Here is a 20,476-nt window from a genome sequence, read left to right as displayed (position 1 = left end):
GGCAGCTTTTCCCGAGCTCAGGTGGGTTGCGACGGCAGCCAGCCGTGCTGCACGGCTCGCGCGCCCGCCGCGAAGCGGCTGCGGGCGCCGAGGCGTTCCATCAGGTCAGTCGCGATGCGTCGCGCCGTGCGCTGGGAGACCCCCAGGCGTTTGGCGATGGCCTCGTCCGTGTGGCCCTGTGCCAGCAGGGCGATGGTGGTGGACTCTTGCGGGTTCAGCCCGTGGGAGTCCTTGGGGGCGGTCTCGCCGAGTGGCTGAGCGCAGGACCAGACGCCCTCGAAGAGGGCGCACAGTGCGGTGAGAGTGCCCTGGCTGGTCAGGACGACGGCGCCGGTGGCGGTGTCGTCGCTGCTGACGGGGATGACCGCGGTGGAGCGGTCAGTGATGATCATTCGAGTGGGCAGGGCCGGGGTGGTACGGATCTGACCGCCCAGGTCTGCTAGCCAGTTGGCATAGTCGACGGTGGGCTGGTCGTTGCGGACGCTGCTGAGGTAGACGGTGCGTATCCGCACCCCCCTCCCCAGCAACTGCTCGTCCAGCGGGCGCGACGCCTTCATCTGGGCCGCGGGCTGAGCGCCGCCCGGAGCGAACGACATGACCTCGGTGGACACATCGCGGGTGAGCCTGGCCAGGCGGTCCCGGATCTGTTCGATGCCGATGAGCTGCTCGACGCCGGGGCCGGAGGCGGCCGGGCGCAGATCCGCGTACTCGGCGATCAGCTGCGCGGCGACGGCGCGCGATGCCTCCAGGCGCTGCTGTTGCGCGGCCAGGTCCGCCTGCTGGCGGGCCATCAGGATCTCCATGCCGATGTCCGGCGAGACCGCCCTCGGCCTTCCTGGCTGCTCGCTCGACGGCTACACCAGGGCCAGCTCGCTGAGCAGGTCGAGAGCATCGCGCACCTCGTCCTCGGGCTTGCCTACCCTGGCGACGAGCTCGGCGACCCCTCCCGACGGATCGGCCAGCATCGCGCGGTAGACGGATTCCGCGACTGCGTCGAGTCCCAATACGGTCAGCAACGCACATCCCCCTCATGCATGTACAACTCCACCCGTGAATCGTGTGGATCATGCCATACGGGGCCGATATCCGTATGTCCGGCATAAGGAAATAGTGCCGTGCTGGACGGAAGTGTCCATGGACGGAAACGTCCACATTCCATTCCTGGCAGGCGAGTTGCCGGTTTGGGACAGTCGGTGCCATGTATCTCATCCACGCCCACCTGCAGGGGCCGCCCGGCGCTTCCCTCCCGCTCGAGACGCGGTCCTTGGTCCGTTCCCAGACCCACGACGGCGACGGCGTCGAACACGTCACCGTCCATCCGGATGCTGTGCCCCACCCGGTGGTCGGTCTCTACGTACGCGCCGACAGCCTGGCCGCCGCGGAATCCCGGGCGGCCCGCCTCTGCCGGCTGCTGCTGGGCTGCGCAAGGTTCGACGGCTGGTCGCTGCCAGTCGTCGAGGCGCCGTTGGTCGCGCCCTTCTACGCGTCGCGATGGTCCGACTGGGGACCCGCCGGTCCGGCGGTGGACGGATGCGGCCAAGGCCATTTTGGTCCAGCCGAAAACCCTTCCACCCCCTCTGACCAGCAGCGAAAGTAGTTCTTGCCAGCAGGGAACACCGCCCGGCGGGCAACGGATCGGACAGCATCACCGCGGGATGCGAACCGGTCGAGGACACCGACCCAACGTCAGAAGAGAGCTTTTCCCATGCTTCGTCTCCGTCTCGCCACGGCCGCCGCGGTCGCCACCATCGCCGCCTCGGCCGCGACCGCCGCCCCCGGGCAGACCATGGGCTGGTCGTAGCCCCCGGCTTCGGCCCCATTACCCCGGACCGTTCCCAGCCGCTCCCGGAGGGCAGCTGCAGCAGCCCGGTGTCCCGGCCGCACACGCTTCGCAACACCGCAGTACCGAGCCGCACCGGGTAGGCCGGCAACTGCCTGTGCCGCCCGTCACCGCATCCCGCATCACCACTATTGAGGTTCCGTCATGCCCGAAACACCCCGCGCCACGTCCCGTACGGCCTGGAAGTCCGCGGCCACGGCCGCCCTGACCCTCGCCGGTCTCACCCTCTCCCTCGTCTCCGCTGCCCCCGCGACCGCTGCCTCCGTCGGCACGTGGGACAAGGTCGCCCAGTGCGAGTCCAGCGGGAACTGGCAGATCAACACCGGCAACGGCTACTACGGTGGTGTGCAGATCTACCTGCCGACGTGGAACGCCTACGGCGGCCGCGAGTACGCCACTTACCCACACCAGGCCACCAAGCAGCAGCAGATCCTGATAGCCGAGAAGATCCTCGCCGGGCAGGGTGCGGGCGCCTGGGGAAGCTGCGGAGCGGGCGCCGGCCTCGGCGGTGACCACACCGACCCCTACCCCACCACCCCGCCCGCGCCTGTCGGCATGGTCCACCTGACGGCCGCGGACTTCACCGGTGACGGCAGGAAGGATCTGGTCGGCGTCGAATCGGCCACCGGAAAGCTGTGGCTCTACCCGGGCAACGGCGACGGCACCTTCGGGACCCGCGTCCAGATCGGTACCGGCTGGAACGCCATGAGCAAGCTCGCCGCCGCCGACTACACCGGCGACGGCAAAGCCGACCTCCTCGCCGTCGAGAACTCCACCGGGAATCTCTTCCTCTACCCGGGCACCGGCAGCGCGGTCGGCATGAACACCCTGGGTGCCCGCACCCAGATCGGCTCCGGCTGGGGCGGCATGCGGGACCTCACCGCGATCGACGTGAACAAGGACGGCAAGCCGGATCTGGTTGCCGTCGACACCAACGGCACCCTGTGGGCCTACCCGGGTACCGGGTCCCTCGCGGGCAGCGGCACCCTGGGCGGCCGCGTCAAGATCGGTTCCGGCTGGGGCAGCATGGCCGAGCTGGCGAGCCCCGGCGACCTCGAAGCGGACGGCAAGGCCGACCTCGTCGCCGTCGACCCGGCCGGCGCGCTGTGGAAGTACCCCGGCACCGGCGCCCTCAACGGCAGCAACACCTTCGGGGCCCGCACCCAGATCGGTTCCGGCTGGAACAGCATGCACCAGCTGGTCGGCGCCGACTTCAACAACGACGGCAAGGGTGATCTGGACGCCGTCCAGGCACAGGCCGGTTCCACCGGCGGCCTCTACTTCTACCCCGGCAACGGCAGCGGCGGCCTCGCCGACCGCGCCCGGATCGGCACCGGCTGGTAGCCGCGCCCCACCCCGACACCGCTATACCTTCACCGCTCGCGCGGCAGTCCGCCACGCCTGCTTCCAGGCTTTCACGCTCTCAGATTTCAGGAGACCCGCCATGTCCACGTTCGCAGCCAAGTTGAAGAAGTCCACCGTCGCCACCCTGGTCGCCGCCGCCGCGGTCACCGGTCTGGGCATCACCGGACCGGCCGCTGCCCCGGCACATGCGGCCGGCACCTCCGTCGTCGGAGGCGAGATCACCACCGCAGAGGTCATGTCCCGTGCCCAGTCCTGGGTCGACCGCGGCGTTCCGTACAGCCAGTCGAACTACTACCCGGACCTCCAGGGCCGCAATTACCGCCAGGACTGCTCCGGGTTCGTCTCGATGGCCTGGCACCTGAACACCAGCCTCACCACCTGGACGCTGCCGCAGGTCGCCACCCGGCTGTCCAGCCTGGACGAGCTGCAGCCCGGCGACATGCTCGACAACATAGACTCCCACGTCGTGCTCTTCGGCGGCTGGGCCGACTCGGGCCGCACCACGGCGAAGGTCTGGGAAGAGGCCCGCCCGGGCACCACCGCCCGCATCAACTCGTCCTATTACACCCGCAGTTACATCAACAACAACGGCTACCGCCCCTACCGCTACACCAAGATCGTGGAGTCCAAGCCGACTCCGAAGGACGTCGGCATGACCAACCTCACCGGCGGCGACTTCGGCGGCGACGGCAAGGCCGACGTGGTCGCGGTCGAAGCGTCCAGCGGCAAGCTGTTCTACTACCCCGGCATCGGTGGCGGCCGGCTCGGCGACCGCGTCCAGGTCGGCACCGGCTGGAACACGATGAGCGAGCTGACCTCCGGCTACTTCACCGGCTCGGGCAAGCTGGACCTCGCGGCCGTCGACAACGACGGAGTGCTGTGGATCTACCCGGGCAACGGCAACGGCACCTTCGGCAACCGCATCAAGGCGGGCACCGGCTGGGACGGCATGCACGACCTGGCGGGCGCCGACCTCAACAAGGACGGCAAGAGCGACCTGGTGGCCGTCGAGTCCTCCACCGGCAAGCTCTACGCCTACCCGGGCAACGGCAACGGCACCTTCGGCAACCGCGTCCAGATCGGCTCCGGCTGGAACGGAATGGACCAGATCGTCAGCCCCGGCGACATGAACAAGGACGGCAACGCCGACATCGTGGCCCGTGAGGTTTCCACCGGCAACCTGTACGTATACCCCGGCACCGGCTCCTTCAACGGCACCAACACCCTCGGCTCCCGTACCAAGATCGGCTCCGGCTGGGACTCGATGACCAACCTGGTCAGCGGCGACTTCAACGGCGACGGCATCGGCGACGTGGATGCCGTCCAGGCCAAGGTCGGCGAGACCGGCACCTTCTACAGCTACCCGGGCACCGGCGCCATCAACGGCACCAACACCCTGGGCGACCGCGTCCAGATCGGCACCGGCTGGTAATCCCGCCGCAAGGCCCCCGACCGCCGCTCTCCGAAGGGCCGCCACCGCACCCACACCGCGGTGGCGGCCCCGCCTGCTCCCCGCCACTCTCCGGGAACCGACTCTCCGGGAACCGACCCGGCCGATGAAAGGACCAGAACCGCCATGGCCCGCCGACACCTCCTCCGCAAGACCCGCACCCAAGGGCGAGGTGCCGCGGTGGCGGGCGTGATGGCGCTCGCCTCCCTGGCCACCGGCGGCCACGCCGTCGCCGGGACCACTCCCGACGGGACCACCGCCACCTACAACAGCATCACCCGGACAAGCACCGACGGAATGGGCCTGCAATCGGACAACGGCCGTGAGACGCGCCGAGTCTCCGCCTTCAAGTCCGCCCACCCCGCACTGCGACGAGTCACAACAGCCGACGTCCTCGCCGACACCTCCGGCGCCGGCGCGGGCCGCGACCTCTGCCACCCCACCAACACCGCGGGCGCCCAGGGCTTCTGCTGGTCCGCCGCGGACGACAACACCGGATCCTGGATCCCGCAAGGGCTCACCGGCTCCGGCGAATCCCCCCGGTCACAGGCCCTGGTCAACGGCCGCAAGGTGCTCATGACGAGTTGGTACGGCGCTTCCGGGAGCGAGCGGGTCACCCTCGCCGATGTGACCGACCCGGCTCATGTCACCTACCGGCACGTCCAGTTGGCCGCCCTCGACGACGCAGGCGACAACTTCGTCCCGATCACCGGCGGACATGCCCACGCGGTGGTCTGGGCCGGCAGCAAGCTGTACGTGGCGAGCACCGGCAGCCGCATCGACGTCTTCGACCTGAACGAGATCTGGAGGATGGACGTCACCACCGACACCTCCTTCGGCATGGACGCGAAGGGCAAGGCCCACGGCGCGGGTCACGGCTACGTCCTGCCACGCGTCGGCACCTACACCTCCACGGGCCAGGGCACGGGCTGCGGCTCGTACGCCGGTGTCCCGCAGCGCCCCTGCATCACCGCGGCCTCGCTCGACCTCAGCGGTCCCCAGCCCGCCCTGGTCACCGCCGAGGGCGACCCGGGCAAGGTCGAGGGGCAGTTCGGCAAGGCCACCGCTCCCGTCGTCCGCTGGCCCATCGACCCGGTCACCGGCGTCCTCAAGGCCGACGCCGGCGGGCGCGTGCGCGCCCATGAAGCCTTCGCGTCCCCGATGGGCGGCACGCAGGGCATCGCCATGAACAACGGCCGGTTCGTCCTCTCGGGCCCCTGCCCGGAGTTCGTGCCCGCCGAGCACCAGCCGGACCAGAAGCACATCCGGAATTTCCCGGGCTGCCTCTATCACGCCCGGCCGGGCGAGCCCGTACGTCTGGTGACCAGGACCCCCACCAATCCGGAGAACCTCTCCTACTGGCCCGGCACCGACCAGCTCTGGATGGTCACCGAGTCCACCGGCGAACGCGTCGTCATCAACACGCCCTGGCCCAAGGCCCCCGCGCCTGTCGGCATGGTCCACCTGACGGCCGCGGACTTCACCGGTGACGGCAGGAAGGATCTGGTCGGCGTCGAATCGGCCACCGGAAAGCTGTGGCTCTACCCGGGCAACGGCGACGGCACCTTCGGGACCCGCGTCCAGATCGGTACCGGCTGGAACGCCATGAGCAAGCTCGCCGCCGCCGACTACACCGGCGACGGCAAAGCCGACCTCCTCGCCGTCGACTCGTCCACCGGCGGCCTGTACGTGTACGTGGGCACCGGCACTGCGAACGGTATGAACACCCTGGGTGCCCGGACCCAGATCGGCACCGGCTGGAGCAGCATGCGCGAGCTGACCGCCCTCGACATCAACGACGACGGCAGGGCCGACCTCGCAGCCGTCGACACCGACGGCGCGCTCTGGGCGTACCCGGGCGCCGGGTCGCTCGCAGGCGGCAACACTCTCGGCAACCGTGTCCGGATCGGTACCGGCTGGGACACCATGACCGAACTCACCAGCCCCGGCGACCTGAACGCCGACGGCAGGGCCGACCTCGTCGCGGTGGACCGCTCCGGTGCCCTCTGGGCGTATCCGGGAACGGGCTCCCTCAACGCGAGCGACACCCTGGGCAGCCGAACCCGGATCGGTACCGGCTGGGACACCATGCGCCAACTGGTCGGCGCCGACTTCGACAACGACGGCAAGGGCGACCTCCAAGCCGTCCAGGCCCCTGCCGGCTCCACCGGAACCCTGTACTTCTACCCGGGCACGGGCAACACGGCCCTGGGGAACCGCACCCAGACAGGCACGGGGTGGTAACCGCTGCGTCGGCCATGGGGGCCTGGGATCCTGCGCAACGATCGTGTCCTGGTCCCTACGCCGGGCGGTGCCGCGACGAAGCAGCTTCGCCGCCCTCACCGGCATCAGCCCGCTGCCTGCCAGCAGCGGCCGGACCACCCGCAACGGACTCGACCGGCGGCGATCGGCAACGCAGCACGCTGTTCACGACAGCGTCCTCACACGATGCCGCATCTGCCTACGAACACACGATTACAGCGCCCGGCGACGAGCCGAAGGACGCACCGACCACGAAATCCGCCGAACCCTCAAGCGCTACCTCACCCGCGAACTCTTCCGAACGGTGAACGTCTCCAACCCACTTGACGACTTGACGACGCATAGAAGCGGCCTTGGTACACCCCCATGGCGATCGCGGCGATGTCACCTGTGGTGTTCCGGTGCTTTCTTCGCCTTGGGCACATGGCCCAGCGTCGGCCGTAGGACCGGTGCATGGCGGGCCAAGAAGTCCCACAGCTGGTCGGCGACTGGCCCGTGCGGCCGGTCGCGTCGGCGAGCTGCCGAGAGTTCCTCGACCACACCGGGAAAGTGCCGTCCGGCGATGGAAAGCAGGCTTCCGTCACGCAACTCGTTCTCGATCATGAACCGCGGCACGTGTCCCCACGCCATGCCGTGCAAGATCAGCTCCTTCTTCATGAGGTGGTCCGGAACGGAGCTCCTGGGCGCGCCTTCGACCAGGAAATGGCCTTGTTCCGACGGATGCCGCGCCGAATCCCGGACCATGCATTGGGTGAAGGCCTGCATCCGCTGCGGTGTGATGTCGGTGTCCGGAGGGAAAGGCAGGAAACCGGGCGCCACGACGGGCACCAGCGCGACGCGGCCGAGATCGATCCACTCCATCCGCACGTCGCTTTTGGGGACGCGGTGCACGATGAGGTCGGCTTCGTCCTCCAGCAGCCGCTCCCAGGGGCCGGTGACCGTCTCGAACTGCAGGTGCAGTCGTGTCTGCGGGCACTGCGCGAAGAAGCGGCTGAGCATCTCCAACACCGGTGGGAGTGGACACAGGTCCCCCAGCACCACTCGCAGTTCGGCCTCTTCGCCCATCGCCAACTGCGCGGCGTAGGTCTGCAACTCCTCGGCCTCGTGCAGCAGGAGGCGCACCTTGCGGTGGAAGGCGTGCCCCGCCTCGGTGAGCTGAACCCGATAGCCCGAGCGATCCAGCAGGTCCAGGCCCAGCTGGCGCTCCAGCTTGGCGACTGCTGCGAACACAGAAGGGTGCGAGCGGTGCAGCCGCTCGGCGGCGGCCTGGAACCCACCGTCGACCACAACGGCGTTGAAGCACTGCAACTCGTGGAGCGTGAAATTCGACATTGTCCATCCAACCTACAGGGCTCGTTCGATCTTTGTAATAGAACTCTGCAGAAGGTGTTCATAGGCTGGGCGCATACCCGCTGGATCACTGGAGCTGACATGACTTCTCAGACCCGTACTGCCATCACCACCGGCGATGGCGTCCGCATCGCCTACCGCTTCGACGGTGACGAGAACAAGCCGGTGCTGCTGCTCTCGAACTCCATCGGCACCGACCTCCACATGTGGGACGGCCAGGTGTCGGCTCTGACCGAGCGCTTCCGGCTGCTGCGCTACGATGCGCGCGGCCACGGCGCCTCCGATGTCCCGAGCGGCCCGTATTCCCTGGACCGATTGGGGCGCGACGTGGTGGAACTGCTGGATGCCCTGGGCCTGCAGCGGGTGCACGTGCTGGGCCTGTCTCTGGGCGGAATCGTCGCGCAGTGGTTGGGGATCCACGTTCCGGAGCGCGTTGACCGCCTGGTGCTCTCCAACACCGCCGCGTACCTCGGCCCGGCGAATCAGTGGGACCGACCGATCGCCGAACTGCTGGAAGCCCCCGACATGCAGGTCACCGCCGAGAGGTTCCTGCACAACTGGTTCCCGGCCCACATGCTGCAAGGCGACGACGAGGTTGTCGAGGGCTTCCGCCGCACCCTGCTCGCCACGCGGCGCGAGGGCGTGGCCGGCAGCTGGGCTGCGGTGCGCGACTACGATCTGCGCCGCACGGCCACGCTCATCCACAACCCGACACTGGTCATCGCGGGCGAGCACGACACCGTCACGTCCGCCGACCACGGTAAGGAGCTCGCCGCGACCGTCCCCGGCGCGCGGTTCACCGTCCTGCCCACGGTGCACATGGCGAACGTCGAAGGGCAGGCGGAGTTCCTGGATGCTGTGGTGGCCTTCCTCACGGAACAGTCCTGACGGCTACCGCGTCGTGTCTGGACGGCTCCTTGGGTATCTTCGCTCCGCTGGTCGGACAGGCCAGCAGCCGAGGTGCTCAGCTCTTCGGACAGGCTCGCGTGCTGTCCGAGGGCGACACTGATTTCGAGCACTACTGGCCGGCTTTCCGCTGGCAGTCCGACCACGTCGAACGGTCGCGCGCTCTCGACGAGCCGCCGTCGGGACCGCTCGTCGTGATCGAGGTCGAACGGATCGTCTATACCGAGCACTGGCTGCGGCGCGCGGGGTTCGCGCCGCGCCAGTTCTGGACCCGATCGGACAGGTAGCCGAGATCCTTCGGCCGACCGTCGGGGCAGTCACGCCGCCTTGGCGGGCATCTCGGAGCGGACTCGTGTGCTGGCGAGGCGGTCGGAGTCAGTGCCGGTCTCGATGATGGTGCCGTTGAACCTGAGCCCGTCGACGATCGCCGCGCGGAGACCGGAGGCGATGAAGGTCTGGGTCACCACTGCCCTCCGGTGGTGGTGCTCGACGAGCCGACCGCCACCATCGACGCCGCTGCGGAGGCGGAGGTCTTCGAGAAGCTGCGGACGCTCTCCGGCCGGGCAACCACCCTGCTCATCGCGCACCGCTTCTCCACCGTCCGGACAGCCGATCACATCGTGGTGCTCGAACGCGGCCAGGTGCTCGAAGAGGGCACCCACACCGAGCTGGCGCAACGGGGCGGCATCTACGCCGAGTTGTTCCGCGTCCGGGCCACCGGCCATCGGGATCACCCGGTGTCCGCGGCGACCTGCCCCGGCCCGCCGCGGCCTTTCCACCATCCCCCATCCGAAGGCGAGTTGACCAGGGAAGCCCCACAGTACGAGCAGACGACAACCAGTACGACGGCTACCCGCACACCGGCGGCCAGGGCTGCCTGGGCCGTGGGCGGACTCGCCCTGATCGTGCTCGGCGCCGTCCTGATCTGGGTGACCCAGACCACGGTCGCCTCCATGGCGGACGACATCAGCACCATGGCCGTGTTCGTGCCCCGCGCTGCGACCTTCGTGCTCTTCGGCGGCGGCGCCTGGTGCCTCGTGCGCGCCGGAAAGCAGCGCATATGACGGCTGAGTCGCAGAAGCCGCGGAAATCCAGTCAGCGCCCTCGACCAGGTCGATCAGCCACAGGACGGTGTCCGCGGCAGAGCCGTAGTGGCCGAGGATCTGGTGCTGCCGGTAGCTGAAGAGCGCGCCGTTGGTGACGCTGAGCGGTCTGTCGGTCGGCCCGACCAGGACCGGCGCTCCTTGGGCGCGAGGACGGTCAGGGTCCGCTCGTGCACGGCGGTGGCACCGGCGAAGTCGAAGGCGACCTCCAGCGCCCGGCCGCCGGTGGCCGCCTGGACGTGCTCGCGCAGCTGCGGATCGACAGGGTTCAGGGCCAGGCAGGCGCCGAAGTCCGCGGCGCGTCGACGGGCGGCCGGAGTGTCCAGGGTGATGCTTTGGACACCCTGGGCGTCCCCTGTGAACCACGCCAGACAGGTCGAGGGCTCGACTGATCCGGTTATGCCGCTTCGGAGATCGAACTCCTTCCCCGGCAGGTGGAAAACCAGCTGAAAGGGTGGGGATAGCCCCAGTGATCCTGCGATGCCCCTTCTGGGACAATGATCTTGTAGCGGTGCGCCGGACCGAGCGCTCCCGCAACGGACGACCAGGAACGGGAACAGCGGACATGGCAGACCACATCGCGTACGAGGCAGAGCCGCAAACGGAGGCGCTGACGCTGCGGGCCGAGGCGGAGCACTGGCGGCCCACCTTGCTCGGCCGCCTGCTGGCACCGTGGCGCGGACTGGTCCTGCTGGGCCTCGGCCTGCTCTCCGCGGTGACGTCCTGGCTACTGCTGATCTCGATGTGCCTGATGTTCGTCTGGCTCGGCTTCGCGCTGGTGCCCGAGGCAGCCCGTGGCCTGCATGCCCTGGCGGGCCGTCAGCTCGAACTTGGTCGTCGCTGGTACGGCATGCCCCCGACCGCACCGGGAGGCTCCGGAGCCACCCGGCCCGCGTTCCGATCCACCTCGCGCCCCACCCCGCCCCTCGTGCGGCGCGTCCTGTCCGTCCTCCGGAGCCCGGCCACCTGGTGCGACCTTGGCTGGGCCCAACTCGCCGCAACTTTCCTCGGGTTCCTCGCGCTGCTCCCCTTCGCCCTGCTCGTCCACGGCGCGCTCGGCATCGCCCTGCCGTTCCTCTGGGAGTCCGTGGCTCCCGCCTTCGACGGCGGCTGGTTCCTGTTCGTCCCGTTGAGCGCCCGCACCACGCACATGGCAGCCGGTGTGGGCGTGGCGGAGCTCCTCCTCGGCCTGTGGGCGGGGCCCTACATCCTGCGTGCCCAGTCCCGCCTCTCGCAGACCCTGCTCTGCCCGTCAGGCATCCACCAGTGATCCATGCCCCGGCAGACTGACGACCTGACTGAACCGGCTATGTCATGTCGGAGATCGGACGTACTCCCCAGCGGACGCCCTTCAGGCCGCGGACGCGGGCGTACTCACAGCGCTGTGCGGCACCTCCAGGGCATCGGTGTGTGCGGCCGTGACCTCGGCTGGGCCACGGCCCCGAAAATGCCGCGACGCGAACACTCCCTGCGCCACAGTGGTCACACGCGAGAGGGCCGTCAGGCCCGATGGCAGGACATAGTGCTCGGACAACGGAACTCCTCGGCAACGAGCTGTCTTGGTCAACTGCCTGTTCCGACGGAGCAGTGATGATTGCGCCGTGGTTCTCCGCCGGGCCTGACCCCCAACGGAGCTGACGCCCTCCGGGGTTGCCATTCTGGAGATTTGTCGGCCCGCTGTGGAGGATCACGACGCACACGGCCTGACGAGCGTTCGTGACCTGATAGGAGCTTGGGCTGGCAGCCCCCGTCACTGCCTTGTCCGTCCGCCCGACCGGAGTGCTGCCTCCTGGATCATCGCGCAAGGGCAGCATCATCATGGCCGATCAGCCCCAGCGCGTCTTTGGCGGCGTGGACACCCCACGCCGACCCCCACCACACAGCCGTCGCCGACCAACTCGGCCGGCACCTCGCCGACTCCCAGTTCCCCACCACCAACCAGGGCCACCGTGCCCTGCTGGACCGGCTGCGCTCCCACGGCACCGTGCGCGCCGTCGGCGCCGAGGGCACCGGCTCCTACGGAACCCGGCTCGCCCGGGTCCTTGATACTCCAGCTGGTTTTCGCTGTCTGAGCTGCGAGGTTCGCCGGGTCGCTGGAGCGTATCGGGCTGGCGGGTGGTCAGGGGTGGTCTCCCAGACCCGAAGTGACGAGGATCAGCACTCCGCCTTGCCGTGTGATCACACGTGCCATCGCACGTGAACCCGCGGACGACCACTCCGCAAGGCCAGGCTCCACGGTCAGTTACCTCCGAACCGCAGCCGCAGCCCAGGCACGATGCTGACCGCATGACCAGAAGGCAGTTCGGTGCCGTCTACCAATTTCGCCACCCTCGCCTGCACAACCGACTTGCTCGGGCTTACGACCTTCAGGTTTCAGGTCTCCGCGACGGACTCCAGCGACCTCTTCGCAACGGGCTCGGCTGGCCCCGCCGTGTGTTTCACCGGCGGGGCGGTGGAGGTGGAGAGCAGGCACACAGGCACGGCCAGCGACAAGAATCGGCCTGGAGCCCGAGTCCGACGACTGGCAGGGCAACTTCCCGTTTGAGGAGATATCCCACCTCCCGCCGACCGCCCGCGGCGAGCGCACGCCCTCCAAGGCGTCCAGGAATCGGGGCGGGGTCGGCCCCGAGACTGCGGCCTGAGCCGAGCGACCTCTCCGCATCCGACCGTGCCCTCCCGAACGTCTCATAGGAGCCACCCCTCGTGGTGGGCGGGGAATCCTCGCGGACAGGAGGACCTGGAAGTCGGCAAAACTGCTTCCAGGGTGGGGAAGGTGAGCGACGGCGACTGGTTGCGGAGCTCGCCGAACACACCGCCGCGGGCGAAGAGGTTCCACTGCAGGTCCAGATCGTGGCAGGCGGCGGCAGTCGCGGTGCACCCTTGCGCCTGTTCCCGGTCCCCGAGACGGGTGTCCAGCTTCTGATCACGGTCCACGCCCCGGCGCTGATCATCACCCCCAAGTTGCAGCAGGAGGTGACGGTGCTGCCCGGGCGGGACTCGGATGTGCTCCGCTTCGGTATCCAAGCGAACCAGCCCGGACTACACGAGGTGACGGTGCGCGCGTTCCGGGTTGGCACCTTCCTCGGGGAGGTGCGATGCCAGATCTCCGTGGATCCTGGCGGAACCTCCCGCGGCGGACCGCAGTACTCGACGGAGCTGGAGACGCTGGCCTTCGACCCCGGCGAAGTCACCCTGCAGGTCCTCAGGAACGGCCCCGGAAGCTTCACCTTCCAACTGCTCAGCGAGACTTGCTATGCGCCCGTGACATACCAGGCACGGGACTTCGCGGATGCCTTCTACGACCAGCTCATCACCCGCGGAAAACCGCTCGGGCAGGCGTCCTTGGCGGCCCGCCAGGCCATCCGGAGCCCGGACGGCGATCCGACCTGGCTGGCCTACGCCGTCTACGGCAGCCCTGCGGCCACCGCCCACACCCGAACGTGAAGGAGGGGCACACGTGCCCGATCCGGTCTTCGTCATCCACGGCGTCGCCAACCGCGACCTCAAGGGCTTCACAGCCGCCGTCGAAGCCCTCCAGGCAGCCTCCGGCGTCGAGATGCATCCGGTGTACTGGGGCGACCTCGGCGCCGAAGACCAGCACATCGCCGCCACCCTCCCACCCCTCCACGCCTCCACCAACACCCTGCGCGCCGAGAACGAGCCGCCGCACACCGTGGCAGACGACGCACTGGCAGCCGACCTGTTCGCCGAGCGCACCCCGGCACCGGATGCCCGCACCGCGTCGAGCAAACGCTGCGCGAACACCTCTCCGCCACGCCGCAGGACCACGAAGCCGAACTGCGGGATGGCGACGTCACACCCGTCGACAGCGACCAGGTCGCGGCGTACCTCGCCGAGGTACGGGACCAGACGACCTGGCTGCAGCGCACCGACGCCCCCTCCTGCTGGCCGAGGTCGGACGGGATCTGGCCCGAGCCCTCCTCGACGCTGCACCCGAGGGCGAGTTCGGCTACGCAGAGCTGCGCGGCTCCGGGCCGACCGACTTCGAAGGCCGGCTGCGCTCACTCGTCCGCAGACGCCTGTCCGACCTGGACCGCGTGGCCGGTGCGGCAATCCAAGCAGCCGTCGGCCGCATCAACCACGCGCTGAGGACCCGGCTCGGACCCGGAACAACACGCTTTCTCGGAGACGTCCTCGTCCACCAGCGCCACCAGGCCGCCATTCACGCCCGGATACGGGCGTCCATCGACACGGTCGACCCCGAGCTCGGTCGGTACCCGGACCGTCCTGTGCGGGTGGTGGCCCACAGCCTTGGTGGAGTCGTCGCCGTCGACATGGCCACCGCCGAAAACCCGCTGTGGACCGAGAAGCTGCTCACGTTCGGCTCGCAAGCGGCCTTCTTCCACGTCTGCGACCCTCGCGGCGGCCAACTTGAGCCATTCGCCGGTGCCCAGCGGGTCGTTCTTCCCACCTCCCTCGCCCGCTGGACCAACCTGTGGGAACCGCTCGACGTGCTGGCTTTCGCAGCCTCCACTGTCTTCCAACCGCATGACGGCAGCAGCCCGGCAGACATCCCCGTGCCGCACTCGGCCAGCACCGGCTTGTGGACCCACGCCGCTTACTGGGAGTCCCCAGCAGTCGCCGCGGCCATCGGCCGAGCCATGCGCGTCGACACCCCACCTGCCGATCCGGCGGCCCCGGCCGCAGAGGCGTGAGAACCAGTCTGGCCGGCTCCGTCTCGCCCGCGGCAATGGGCCGGCGCTTGCCGGGCACCGGGCGTACACAGACGTGCGAGACGCGCCAGGGCGGGCAGGCCGCGCGTGTCGAGGCGGCCCAGCGCGGCCGGCTGGCAGCCGAGCACGAGCGGGGTGGGACGGTCCCCGGTTACGGGATCCGTCGATTGTTGGGGGATCCGGCGTGCGTGGTGTGTCTCACGGCGCAGGCGCGGCACTCCGCGGAGCAGCGCGAGGCACGGAAGGTTGGCGGAGCCGTGGTGCCGTTGAAACGACGCCGGCGACGGCCGGCCCTGCCAAGGATCACCTCGAGGCCAGCAGCGTGGCGCTCGCGGTCGCTCCAGCGCGGGCCTGTCTCGGAGTCGTGCGCCCACATGCGCAGCATGGGCTTCATGTCTGCTGTGCCAGTCTTCGCAGGTAGGTCGTGCGCAGGCGTTGGATCAGCAGGAGGCTCACCAGTGGTCCTCCCGCGGCGGTGAGGAAGCACAGGCTCAACAGCGGTCCACCGTCGTAGTCGACCCCGGCGACGATCAGGCATAGCGCGAGGAAGCCGAGGCCGAAGCCGTACGAACCCGGTCCGTGTACGGCCGGCTGCCACAGTGCGTACGGGCCCACTGCGCGCAACGGGCGGGCGTCCGGGAGGGGGAGGTTCACCGGCTCGCCTTGAGGGAGATCCACCACGCTTCCCGGGGGCGTCAGCCCGTATACGTAGCGGTCGTCGTCGAGGACGAGCAGGGCCGGGACGGACCAGTCGGGTGGGTCCTCCGCAATCGGCGCCCAGTGGAGCCACCCGGCCTGGTCTTCGAGGGCCGAGGCAAGGGCTTGAGGGTCGAGGCAGCGGTCGATGAACAGGTCGCGGGTGCCTTCGGTTGAGGCAAGACGCAAGGCGGGGGAGAGGGTGCGCTGGGGGCCGCCGGAAGACTTTTTGGGATCGGGCGCTGAGAGTCGTTCCCCGGCTGTCCCGCCCGCGATACGCACCCGCAGTCGGCGCGCCGGTCTGTCGCCGAGCACGGACTGCGGAGTCGCCGGTTCGGCCCCGTTCTTGGCCCCGGACCTGACGCACATGAGGAACAGGGCGAGGGGGAGGGCGCTGAAGAGGGCCAGCATCACCATCTCGCCCGGTGATGCCGGGCCTCCCAGGAGAGAGGCGAGGTGCCGACGAGGGGTGAGGATGATTCCCAGGGACGGGGCGTCCGGGGCGTAGAGCCCACCCGCCAGGCGGTCACCGGTGGTCCACCGGCCGGATGCTGAGGTGAGCTGCCCTTTCAACTGCAGTGCTTCGTTGTGCTCGCCGGGGCCCGGTGCCTCGACGGTGACCACATAGGTATACGTCGTGCCGCCCTTGTAGGAATTCTGATATCGGTGATGGATTTTCGTGATCGTGACCGGAGCGTAGCGGTAGTCGTGCCGGGTGATGGCAGCCAGTTGGGAGCTGTTGTCCGAGGCCGAAAGAGCCAGGAGGAGGAAAGGGCCGGCCAAGAGCCAGACCGCGAAGACGGTGCATATACCGCGCAATGGTGGCCACCACCTTCGGCCCGTCTTCAGCCCGAACGTCGGGGGTACGACCCTTCCTATCCGGGAGCCCCACCGTCCGGTTGCCCGCAGCCACCACGCCAGGAACGCCACTGCGGAGAACGCCAAGCAGGCCAGCAGATCCCAGCGCGGAAACGGGGCGATCTTCCGCACCAGCAGGCAGATCACGAACGCCGCGGCACCGGCCCATGCCAGCACCGATGCCGCAGCGGTTCCAAGGTCCCGTTCCCTCACCCGAAAACGTCCTTCACTGAACCCTTCTTCGGTCCCTGTGGTGTGTCGGCGGATCCGCTCGTCGGCTCGTCCGACTTGGGCTGGTCCGGTTCCTGCGGCCAGATGGCGTCGTGCAGCGGTTTGGCGATGGCCCCGCCGCCACCGTAGACAACTCCTTGCGCCGGACCCTCGACCGCGAAGTGCGGGCTCAGACCGGCCGGCACGTGCTTGTTCGCGCCGTGGACGGCAGCCCCGCCGGCGGCACCGGTGACTCCGTTGACGAGGCTGTCCCAGCCCATCTCGACGTCTTGGTCGCCGCGGACCTTCTTGATGCCATCGACGGCGAGCCCGCCGGTCATGCTTCCCACGGCGCCGCCCGCCACGTCACCGACCAGCGGCCCCGTCACTTTGCCCACGAGACGGGCGGCACCGAGCCCGGGCCCGGTGCCGACCACCGCGGAGAGTCCGCCCTGCCAGGTGGCCTCGAAAAGGTTGGTCTCCTGCCCGGTGAGGGTGTTGGTGATGACGGTGCCGCCGGTGTTGCTGGTCCAGTTGACCAGGACGTTCTTCAGGAAGCGGTGCTCCTTCGCCAGCCGGGAGATGACCTTGAACGCCTCGCCGACCTTCCGCAGGATGGTGCCGAGGGTCTTGGCGAGTTTCGCGGCGCGGGCGGCGAGTTGGGCGGCTCGGGCGGCCCCCGCGGCCGCCGAGAAGCCCATGGTCAGGAAGGACATGCCGACCGAGATACCGATGGAGATGCCGATCTCCAGGTAGATCTCGTGGATCTCGCGGTTGATGTCCTCGATGGCGTCCGCGGCCTCGTCGAGGCTCTTGGCCGCCTCGGACAACTGCGGAAGGCTCTTCTTCATCGCGGCGTCGAGGTTCTTCCAGTGCTCCGCGAAGGATTCTGCCGCCGGACCGCGCCAGCCGGAATCCAGTGTCTGCTGTACCTCGCGGTCCAGGTCCTGGAACATGTTCTGGAGGTTCTCGTGCAGATCCCGCCAGCCCTTGGCGGCCGAACGCAGGACGTCCGGATCGCCGCCGGGATTGATGATGTCCAGGCCGGCCTCGTAGACCTGTTCCGCTACGGACTCGTCACCGCTCATGCGTGACGCCCCTGATCGAAGCCGGAACTGATGGACTCGTCCGTGTTCGTGGCGTTCTGCTGGACCGTGCGCAGACCCTGGGAGATCTGATCGAGGTGCTGTCGCAGGGCGTTGAGGGTCTCCGTCATGTCGGTGGACATCTCGATGTACGCGGAGGTGACCTCTTCGGACTCCGTGAGGACACCGAATCCGTCGTGAATTACCTCGGAATCGGTCTTCGACCGGAAGTCCCGCGTGTAGCTTTCCAGGTCCGTGCCGTAGCTTTCAAAGCTCTTCGCCAGTCTGGAAAGCGCTGCCGAATCCACTGACGACTCATTTTTGGACATGAGTCTTTCCCCCGTTCTCTCCGGAGCACGCCAAAGGCGAGGCCGTGTCTCCGGCAGCTTAGGCATGGGTGATCAGGTAAACGGCGGGTCAAGATCCCTTCTTGTCGCGTTCTTGTCGAATCCCTTGGGCTTACCTGTTGGGAGCTTCCGTAGGGCGGCGTCGGCCAGCTCGGGCGTCCGCGGCGCGACCGACGGCCATCGCCCTACTTGGGTCGGGAATTCCTCGTCGGCCGCGTCCTGCCTGCCGACGACATCCTCGGCCGGTGACTCCTCACGACCGCAGGAGGGAGGGCGCCATGGTGGCGCCCGCCCATACGGATCTTTGATGCCGAACTGTTGTGCGTAGCGGAACCGCGTGTCATGTACCGGCAATCTTGCTGTTGTGACGTCAACTCTCCAACTGCACATGCCCTTTGGGCAGCGTTCTCGGCACATGGTGATCTGCGGGGACGACGGGCTCGCGCACCGGCTCGCGGTGACCCTGGACGCGGTGTGCGGTGAGGCGGTCACCGTCGTGCTGCCCTCCCGGCGCGAAGGGCACGCACCGGAGATCGCCGCGCTGCACCGCGATCCGCAGTCGACCGTCGAACTGCTGGTGGCCGCCCGCCCGGACGAGCAGACGCTGCGGGCTGCGGGTGTGGAGCGGGCGGCCGCGCTCGCCCTGACCTACCGCGACGACCAGGTCAATCTCACCGCCGCGCTGCTGGCCCGGAGCATCAACCCCACGATCCGCCTGGTCATCCGCATGTACAACCGACAGCGCGGCGAGCACCTCGAACGGCTCCTGGACCGCGCCGTGTCGGCGCTCGGCCGGAGCGATGACACGGGGCTCGACATGTCCACCACCGTGTTGTCCGACACAGACACCGCGGTCCCCGAGCTGGTGGCCGCCGCCGCGGTCGGGCGGGGCGACACGTTGCAGGTGGAGGGCCAGGTCTTCCGCGGCGTCGTACGCCCCGCCCGTACTCCGCCGAAGTCCGCCGACCTGGCCACCCTCGCGGTGTTGTCCGGTGCCCACCAGGACGACCCGGCGAGCGAGGACAGCCCGGAGACACCGGGGGAGGAGGGCACCCAACTGCTGCCCGACACGGTCACGTCCTACCACCGGCAGTTCACCCACGGCCGGCTCATGCTGGAGGAGGTCACCCATCACCATCGCCCCGAGGCCCCGCAGCGTGACCGGCGCCGTTACGGCGCATGGCTGCGTGGGCGACTGGCGCATCTGCCGTGGAAGGTCTTCCTCTCCCGCGAGGTCCTTTCGGTCTTCGGCGCGCTGGCCGCGATCGTGCTGGCACTGGCCGCGGCCACCGCGTTGGCCGAGCCGGGCCCGCTGTGGAAGTCGGTGTACCTGCCGCTGCTGGACATCTTCACCATGGGCGACCCGGCGACCGACGAATCACCGGCCCGGCGGGTACTCCAACTCGTCGCCGGATTCGTCGGATTGGCGGTCCTCCCGCTGGTGGTCGCCGCGACCCTGAACGCCACCGGAGCGTTCCGCCAGGCGTCGGTCGGCCACCCGCCGGACGATGACCTGCGCGACCACATCGTGTTGGTCGGACTGGGGAAGATCGGCACCCGCGTGCTGGCTCAACTGCGCACCACCGCACATCACGTGGTGGTCATAGAACGGGACCCGCACGCGCGTGGCGTCGGGCTGGCCCGTGAACTCGGCGTGCCGCTGCTGCTGGAGGACGCCAGCGCCCCCGGCGTCCTCGATCGCGCGCGCATCCGCCAGAGCAAGTCCCTGCTGGTGCTCACCCGTGACGACGGCGAGAACCTCGACATCGCGATGGCGGCGCGCGAGAGCAACCCCCGGGTGCGGGTGGTGATGCGGCTCTACGACGACGACTTCGCCGCCAGCGTCTCCCGTACGATGCGCGCCTCGTACCCCGACGCCGCCACGCGCAGCCGCAGCGTCTCGGCGCTCGCCGCGCTTCCCTTCGCGGCCGCCATGATGGGCCGTCATGTCCTGGGCATCATGCCGGTCGAGCGCGGTTCCCTCCTCTTCACCGCGGTGGACGTCGCCGGCCACCCGGAGCTGGAGGGACGCTCCATCCATCAGGCGTTCCGCGAGAACGAGTGGCGCGTCCTGGCGGTGGGCGCCGCCGTCGAGGCCGTGTCTCCTGGACCGACGGACACCCTCGGCGGCCTACGCCTCGACCGGCCGGGGTTCGACTGGCGCCCCGCGCACGGCAGGATCCTGCGTGCCGGCGACCGGGTCGTGGTGGTCTCGACCCGGCGCGGGCTGGACTTCCTGATGACGGGGGTGCCGCCGCGCCCGACAGACCCGCGCGGGTAAGGGGCGCCCGGCCTCTGCCGGGCACGTGG

At 69.1% G+C, this 20,476-nt stretch carries 14 protein-coding genes and 3 pseudogenes; 11 read left to right on the top strand and 6 right to left on the bottom strand.

Translation table 11 applies throughout. From position 1 onward, the window contains the following. Positions 1-17 precede the first annotated feature (17 nt). Positions 18-1,016 (bottom strand): annotated as a pseudogene (locus SNOUR_RS02390) (helix-turn-helix transcriptional regulator). Between the two features lie 182 nt (positions 1,017-1,198). On the opposite strand from SNOUR_RS02390, the gene SNOUR_RS02385 reads away from it, so the two are divergent. The 4 genes from SNOUR_RS02385 (at position 1,199) to SNOUR_RS02370 (ending at position 6,899) form a co-directional block, all read left to right on the top strand. Continuing rightward, positions 1,199-1,597, top strand: a complete 399-nt coding sequence (locus SNOUR_RS02385; protein WP_067343409.1) for a hypothetical protein — start codon at positions 1,199-1,201, stop codon at positions 1,595-1,597. A gap of 387 nt (positions 1,598-1,984) precedes the next feature. Then, complete coding sequence (locus SNOUR_RS02380; RefSeq protein ID WP_067343408.1) at positions 1,985-3,184, top strand: FG-GAP-like repeat-containing protein; 1,200 nt, start codon at positions 1,985-1,987, stop codon at positions 3,182-3,184. Between the two features lie 100 nt (positions 3,185-3,284). Further along, the gene (locus SNOUR_RS02375; protein WP_067343406.1) at positions 3,285-4,637 is read left to right on the top strand and encodes an FG-GAP repeat domain-containing protein; all 1,353 of its coding nucleotides are present in this window, start codon (positions 3,285-3,287) and stop codon (positions 4,635-4,637) included. Between the two features lie 144 nt (positions 4,638-4,781). After that, positions 4,782-6,899, top strand: a complete 2,118-nt coding sequence (locus tag SNOUR_RS02370; protein WP_067343404.1) for an FG-GAP repeat domain-containing protein — start codon at positions 4,782-4,784, stop codon at positions 6,897-6,899. Between the two features lie 402 nt (positions 6,900-7,301). Here SNOUR_RS02370 and SNOUR_RS02365 read toward each other — a convergent pair whose 3' ends face one another. Further along, entirely contained in the window at positions 7,302-8,249 is a 948-nt protein-coding gene (locus tag SNOUR_RS02365) for a LysR family transcriptional regulator (protein ID WP_067343402.1), read from the bottom strand. A 99-nt stretch (positions 8,250-8,348) separates the two neighbouring features. Between SNOUR_RS02365 and pcaD the strand changes: the two genes are divergently transcribed. Next, entirely contained in the window at positions 8,349-9,155 is an 807-nt protein-coding gene (gene pcaD, locus SNOUR_RS02360; protein ID WP_067343400.1) for a 3-oxoadipate enol-lactonase, read from the top strand. A gap of 26 nt (positions 9,156-9,181) precedes the next feature. Beyond that, a pseudogene (locus tag SNOUR_RS02355) lies at positions 9,182-9,460 on the top strand (pyridoxamine 5'-phosphate oxidase family protein); the annotation flags it as partial. A gap of 30 nt (positions 9,461-9,490) precedes the next feature. On the opposite strand, the pseudogene SNOUR_RS45180 reads toward SNOUR_RS02355, so the two are convergent. Then, positions 9,491-9,634: pseudogene (locus tag SNOUR_RS45180) on the bottom strand (IS21-like element helper ATPase IstB); the annotation flags it as partial. Positions 9,635-9,652: 18 nt separating this feature from the next. Between SNOUR_RS45180 and SNOUR_RS02350 the strand changes: the two are divergent. From SNOUR_RS02350 to SNOUR_RS02330, 4 genes are all read left to right on the top strand, one after another. Beyond that, a complete protein-coding gene (locus SNOUR_RS02350; protein WP_159425776.1) occupies positions 9,653-10,237 on the top strand; it encodes an ABC transporter ATP-binding protein in 585 nt (194 codons plus the stop codon). 604 nt (positions 10,238-10,841) lie between these two features. Beyond that, positions 10,842-11,546: a sensor domain-containing protein gene (locus SNOUR_RS02340; RefSeq protein ID WP_067343395.1), complete on the top strand. Its 705-nt coding sequence runs from the start codon at positions 10,842-10,844 to the stop codon at positions 11,544-11,546. Positions 11,547-13,156: 1,610 nt separating this feature from the next. Beyond that, positions 13,157-13,720: a hypothetical protein gene (locus SNOUR_RS02335; protein WP_067343393.1), complete on the top strand. Its 564-nt coding sequence runs from the start codon at positions 13,157-13,159 to the stop codon at positions 13,718-13,720. Between the two features lie 614 nt (positions 13,721-14,334). After that, positions 14,335-14,952 (top strand): alpha/beta hydrolase family protein, encoded by a 618-nt coding sequence (locus tag SNOUR_RS02330; protein ID WP_067343392.1) that lies wholly within the window; start codon positions 14,335-14,337, stop codon positions 14,950-14,952. Positions 14,953-15,360: 408 nt separating this feature from the next. Here SNOUR_RS02330 and SNOUR_RS02325 read toward each other — a convergent pair whose 3' ends face one another. Genes SNOUR_RS02325 through SNOUR_RS02315 form a run of 3 tightly spaced genes read right to left on the bottom strand, consistent with a single transcriptional unit; the run spans position 15,361 to position 18,148 of the window. Continuing rightward, positions 15,361-16,737, bottom strand: a complete 1,377-nt coding sequence (locus tag SNOUR_RS02325) for a hypothetical protein (protein WP_067343390.1) — start codon at positions 16,735-16,737, stop codon at positions 15,361-15,363. After that, positions 16,734-17,822, bottom strand: a complete 1,089-nt coding sequence (locus tag SNOUR_RS02320; protein WP_067343388.1) for a WXG100 family type VII secretion target — start codon at positions 17,820-17,822, stop codon at positions 16,734-16,736. Before SNOUR_RS02320 ends, SNOUR_RS02325 begins: the two co-directional genes overlap by 4 nt. Further along, positions 17,819-18,148 carry a hypothetical protein gene (locus tag SNOUR_RS02315; protein ID WP_067343386.1) on the bottom strand — a complete coding sequence of 110 codons (330 nt, stop codon included), beginning with the start codon at positions 18,146-18,148 and terminating at the stop codon, positions 17,819-17,821. The genes SNOUR_RS02320 and SNOUR_RS02315 overlap by 4 nt, the downstream gene beginning before the upstream one ends. A 433-nt stretch (positions 18,149-18,581) precedes the next feature. Between SNOUR_RS02315 and SNOUR_RS02310 the strand changes: the two genes are divergently transcribed. Next, positions 18,582-20,447 carry an NAD-binding protein gene (locus SNOUR_RS02310; protein ID WP_067343384.1) on the top strand — a complete coding sequence of 622 codons (1,866 nt, stop codon included), beginning with the start codon at positions 18,582-18,584 and terminating at the stop codon, positions 20,445-20,447. Positions 20,448-20,476 lie beyond the last annotated feature (29 nt).

This window comes from Streptomyces noursei ATCC 11455 (genome assembly GCF_001704275.1).
Classification (GTDB): domain Bacteria; phylum Actinomycetota; class Actinomycetes; order Streptomycetales; family Streptomycetaceae; genus Streptomyces; species Streptomyces noursei.
The sequence above is the reverse complement of the archived record's forward strand: the minus strand, read 5'-3'. Positions and strand labels throughout refer to the sequence as shown.

Bases quoted from the DNA above. Each gene is read 5' to 3' on its own strand.
- SNOUR_RS02380 (WP_067343408.1), top strand. From the start codon at position 1,985: ATGCCCGAAACACCCCGCGCCACGTCCCGTACGGCCTGGAAGTCCGCG.
- SNOUR_RS02370 (WP_067343404.1), top strand. From the start codon at position 4,782: ATGGCCCGCCGACACCTCCTCCGCAAGACCCGCACCCAAGGGCGAGGT.
- SNOUR_RS02375 (WP_067343406.1), top strand. From the start codon at position 3,285: ATGTCCACGTTCGCAGCCAAGTTGAAGAAGTCCACCGTCGCCACCCTG.
- SNOUR_RS02315 (WP_067343386.1), bottom strand. From the start codon at position 18,148: ATGTCCAAAAATGAGTCGTCAGTGGATTCGGCAGCGCTTTCCAGACTG.
- SNOUR_RS02310 (WP_067343384.1), top strand. From the start codon at position 18,582: ATGGTGATCTGCGGGGACGACGGGCTCGCGCACCGGCTCGCGGTGACC.
- SNOUR_RS02385 (WP_067343409.1), top strand. From the start codon at position 1,199: ATGTATCTCATCCACGCCCACCTGCAGGGGCCGCCCGGCGCTTCCCTC.
- SNOUR_RS02365 (WP_067343402.1), bottom strand. From the start codon at position 8,249: ATGTCGAATTTCACGCTCCACGAGTTGCAGTGCTTCAACGCCGTTGTG.
- SNOUR_RS02340 (WP_067343395.1), top strand. From the start codon at position 10,842: ATGGCAGACCACATCGCGTACGAGGCAGAGCCGCAAACGGAGGCGCTG.
- pcaD (WP_067343400.1), top strand. From the start codon at position 8,349: ATGACTTCTCAGACCCGTACTGCCATCACCACCGGCGATGGCGTCCGC.
- SNOUR_RS02320 (WP_067343388.1), bottom strand. From the start codon at position 17,822: ATGAGCGGTGACGAGTCCGTAGCGGAACAGGTCTACGAGGCCGGCCTG.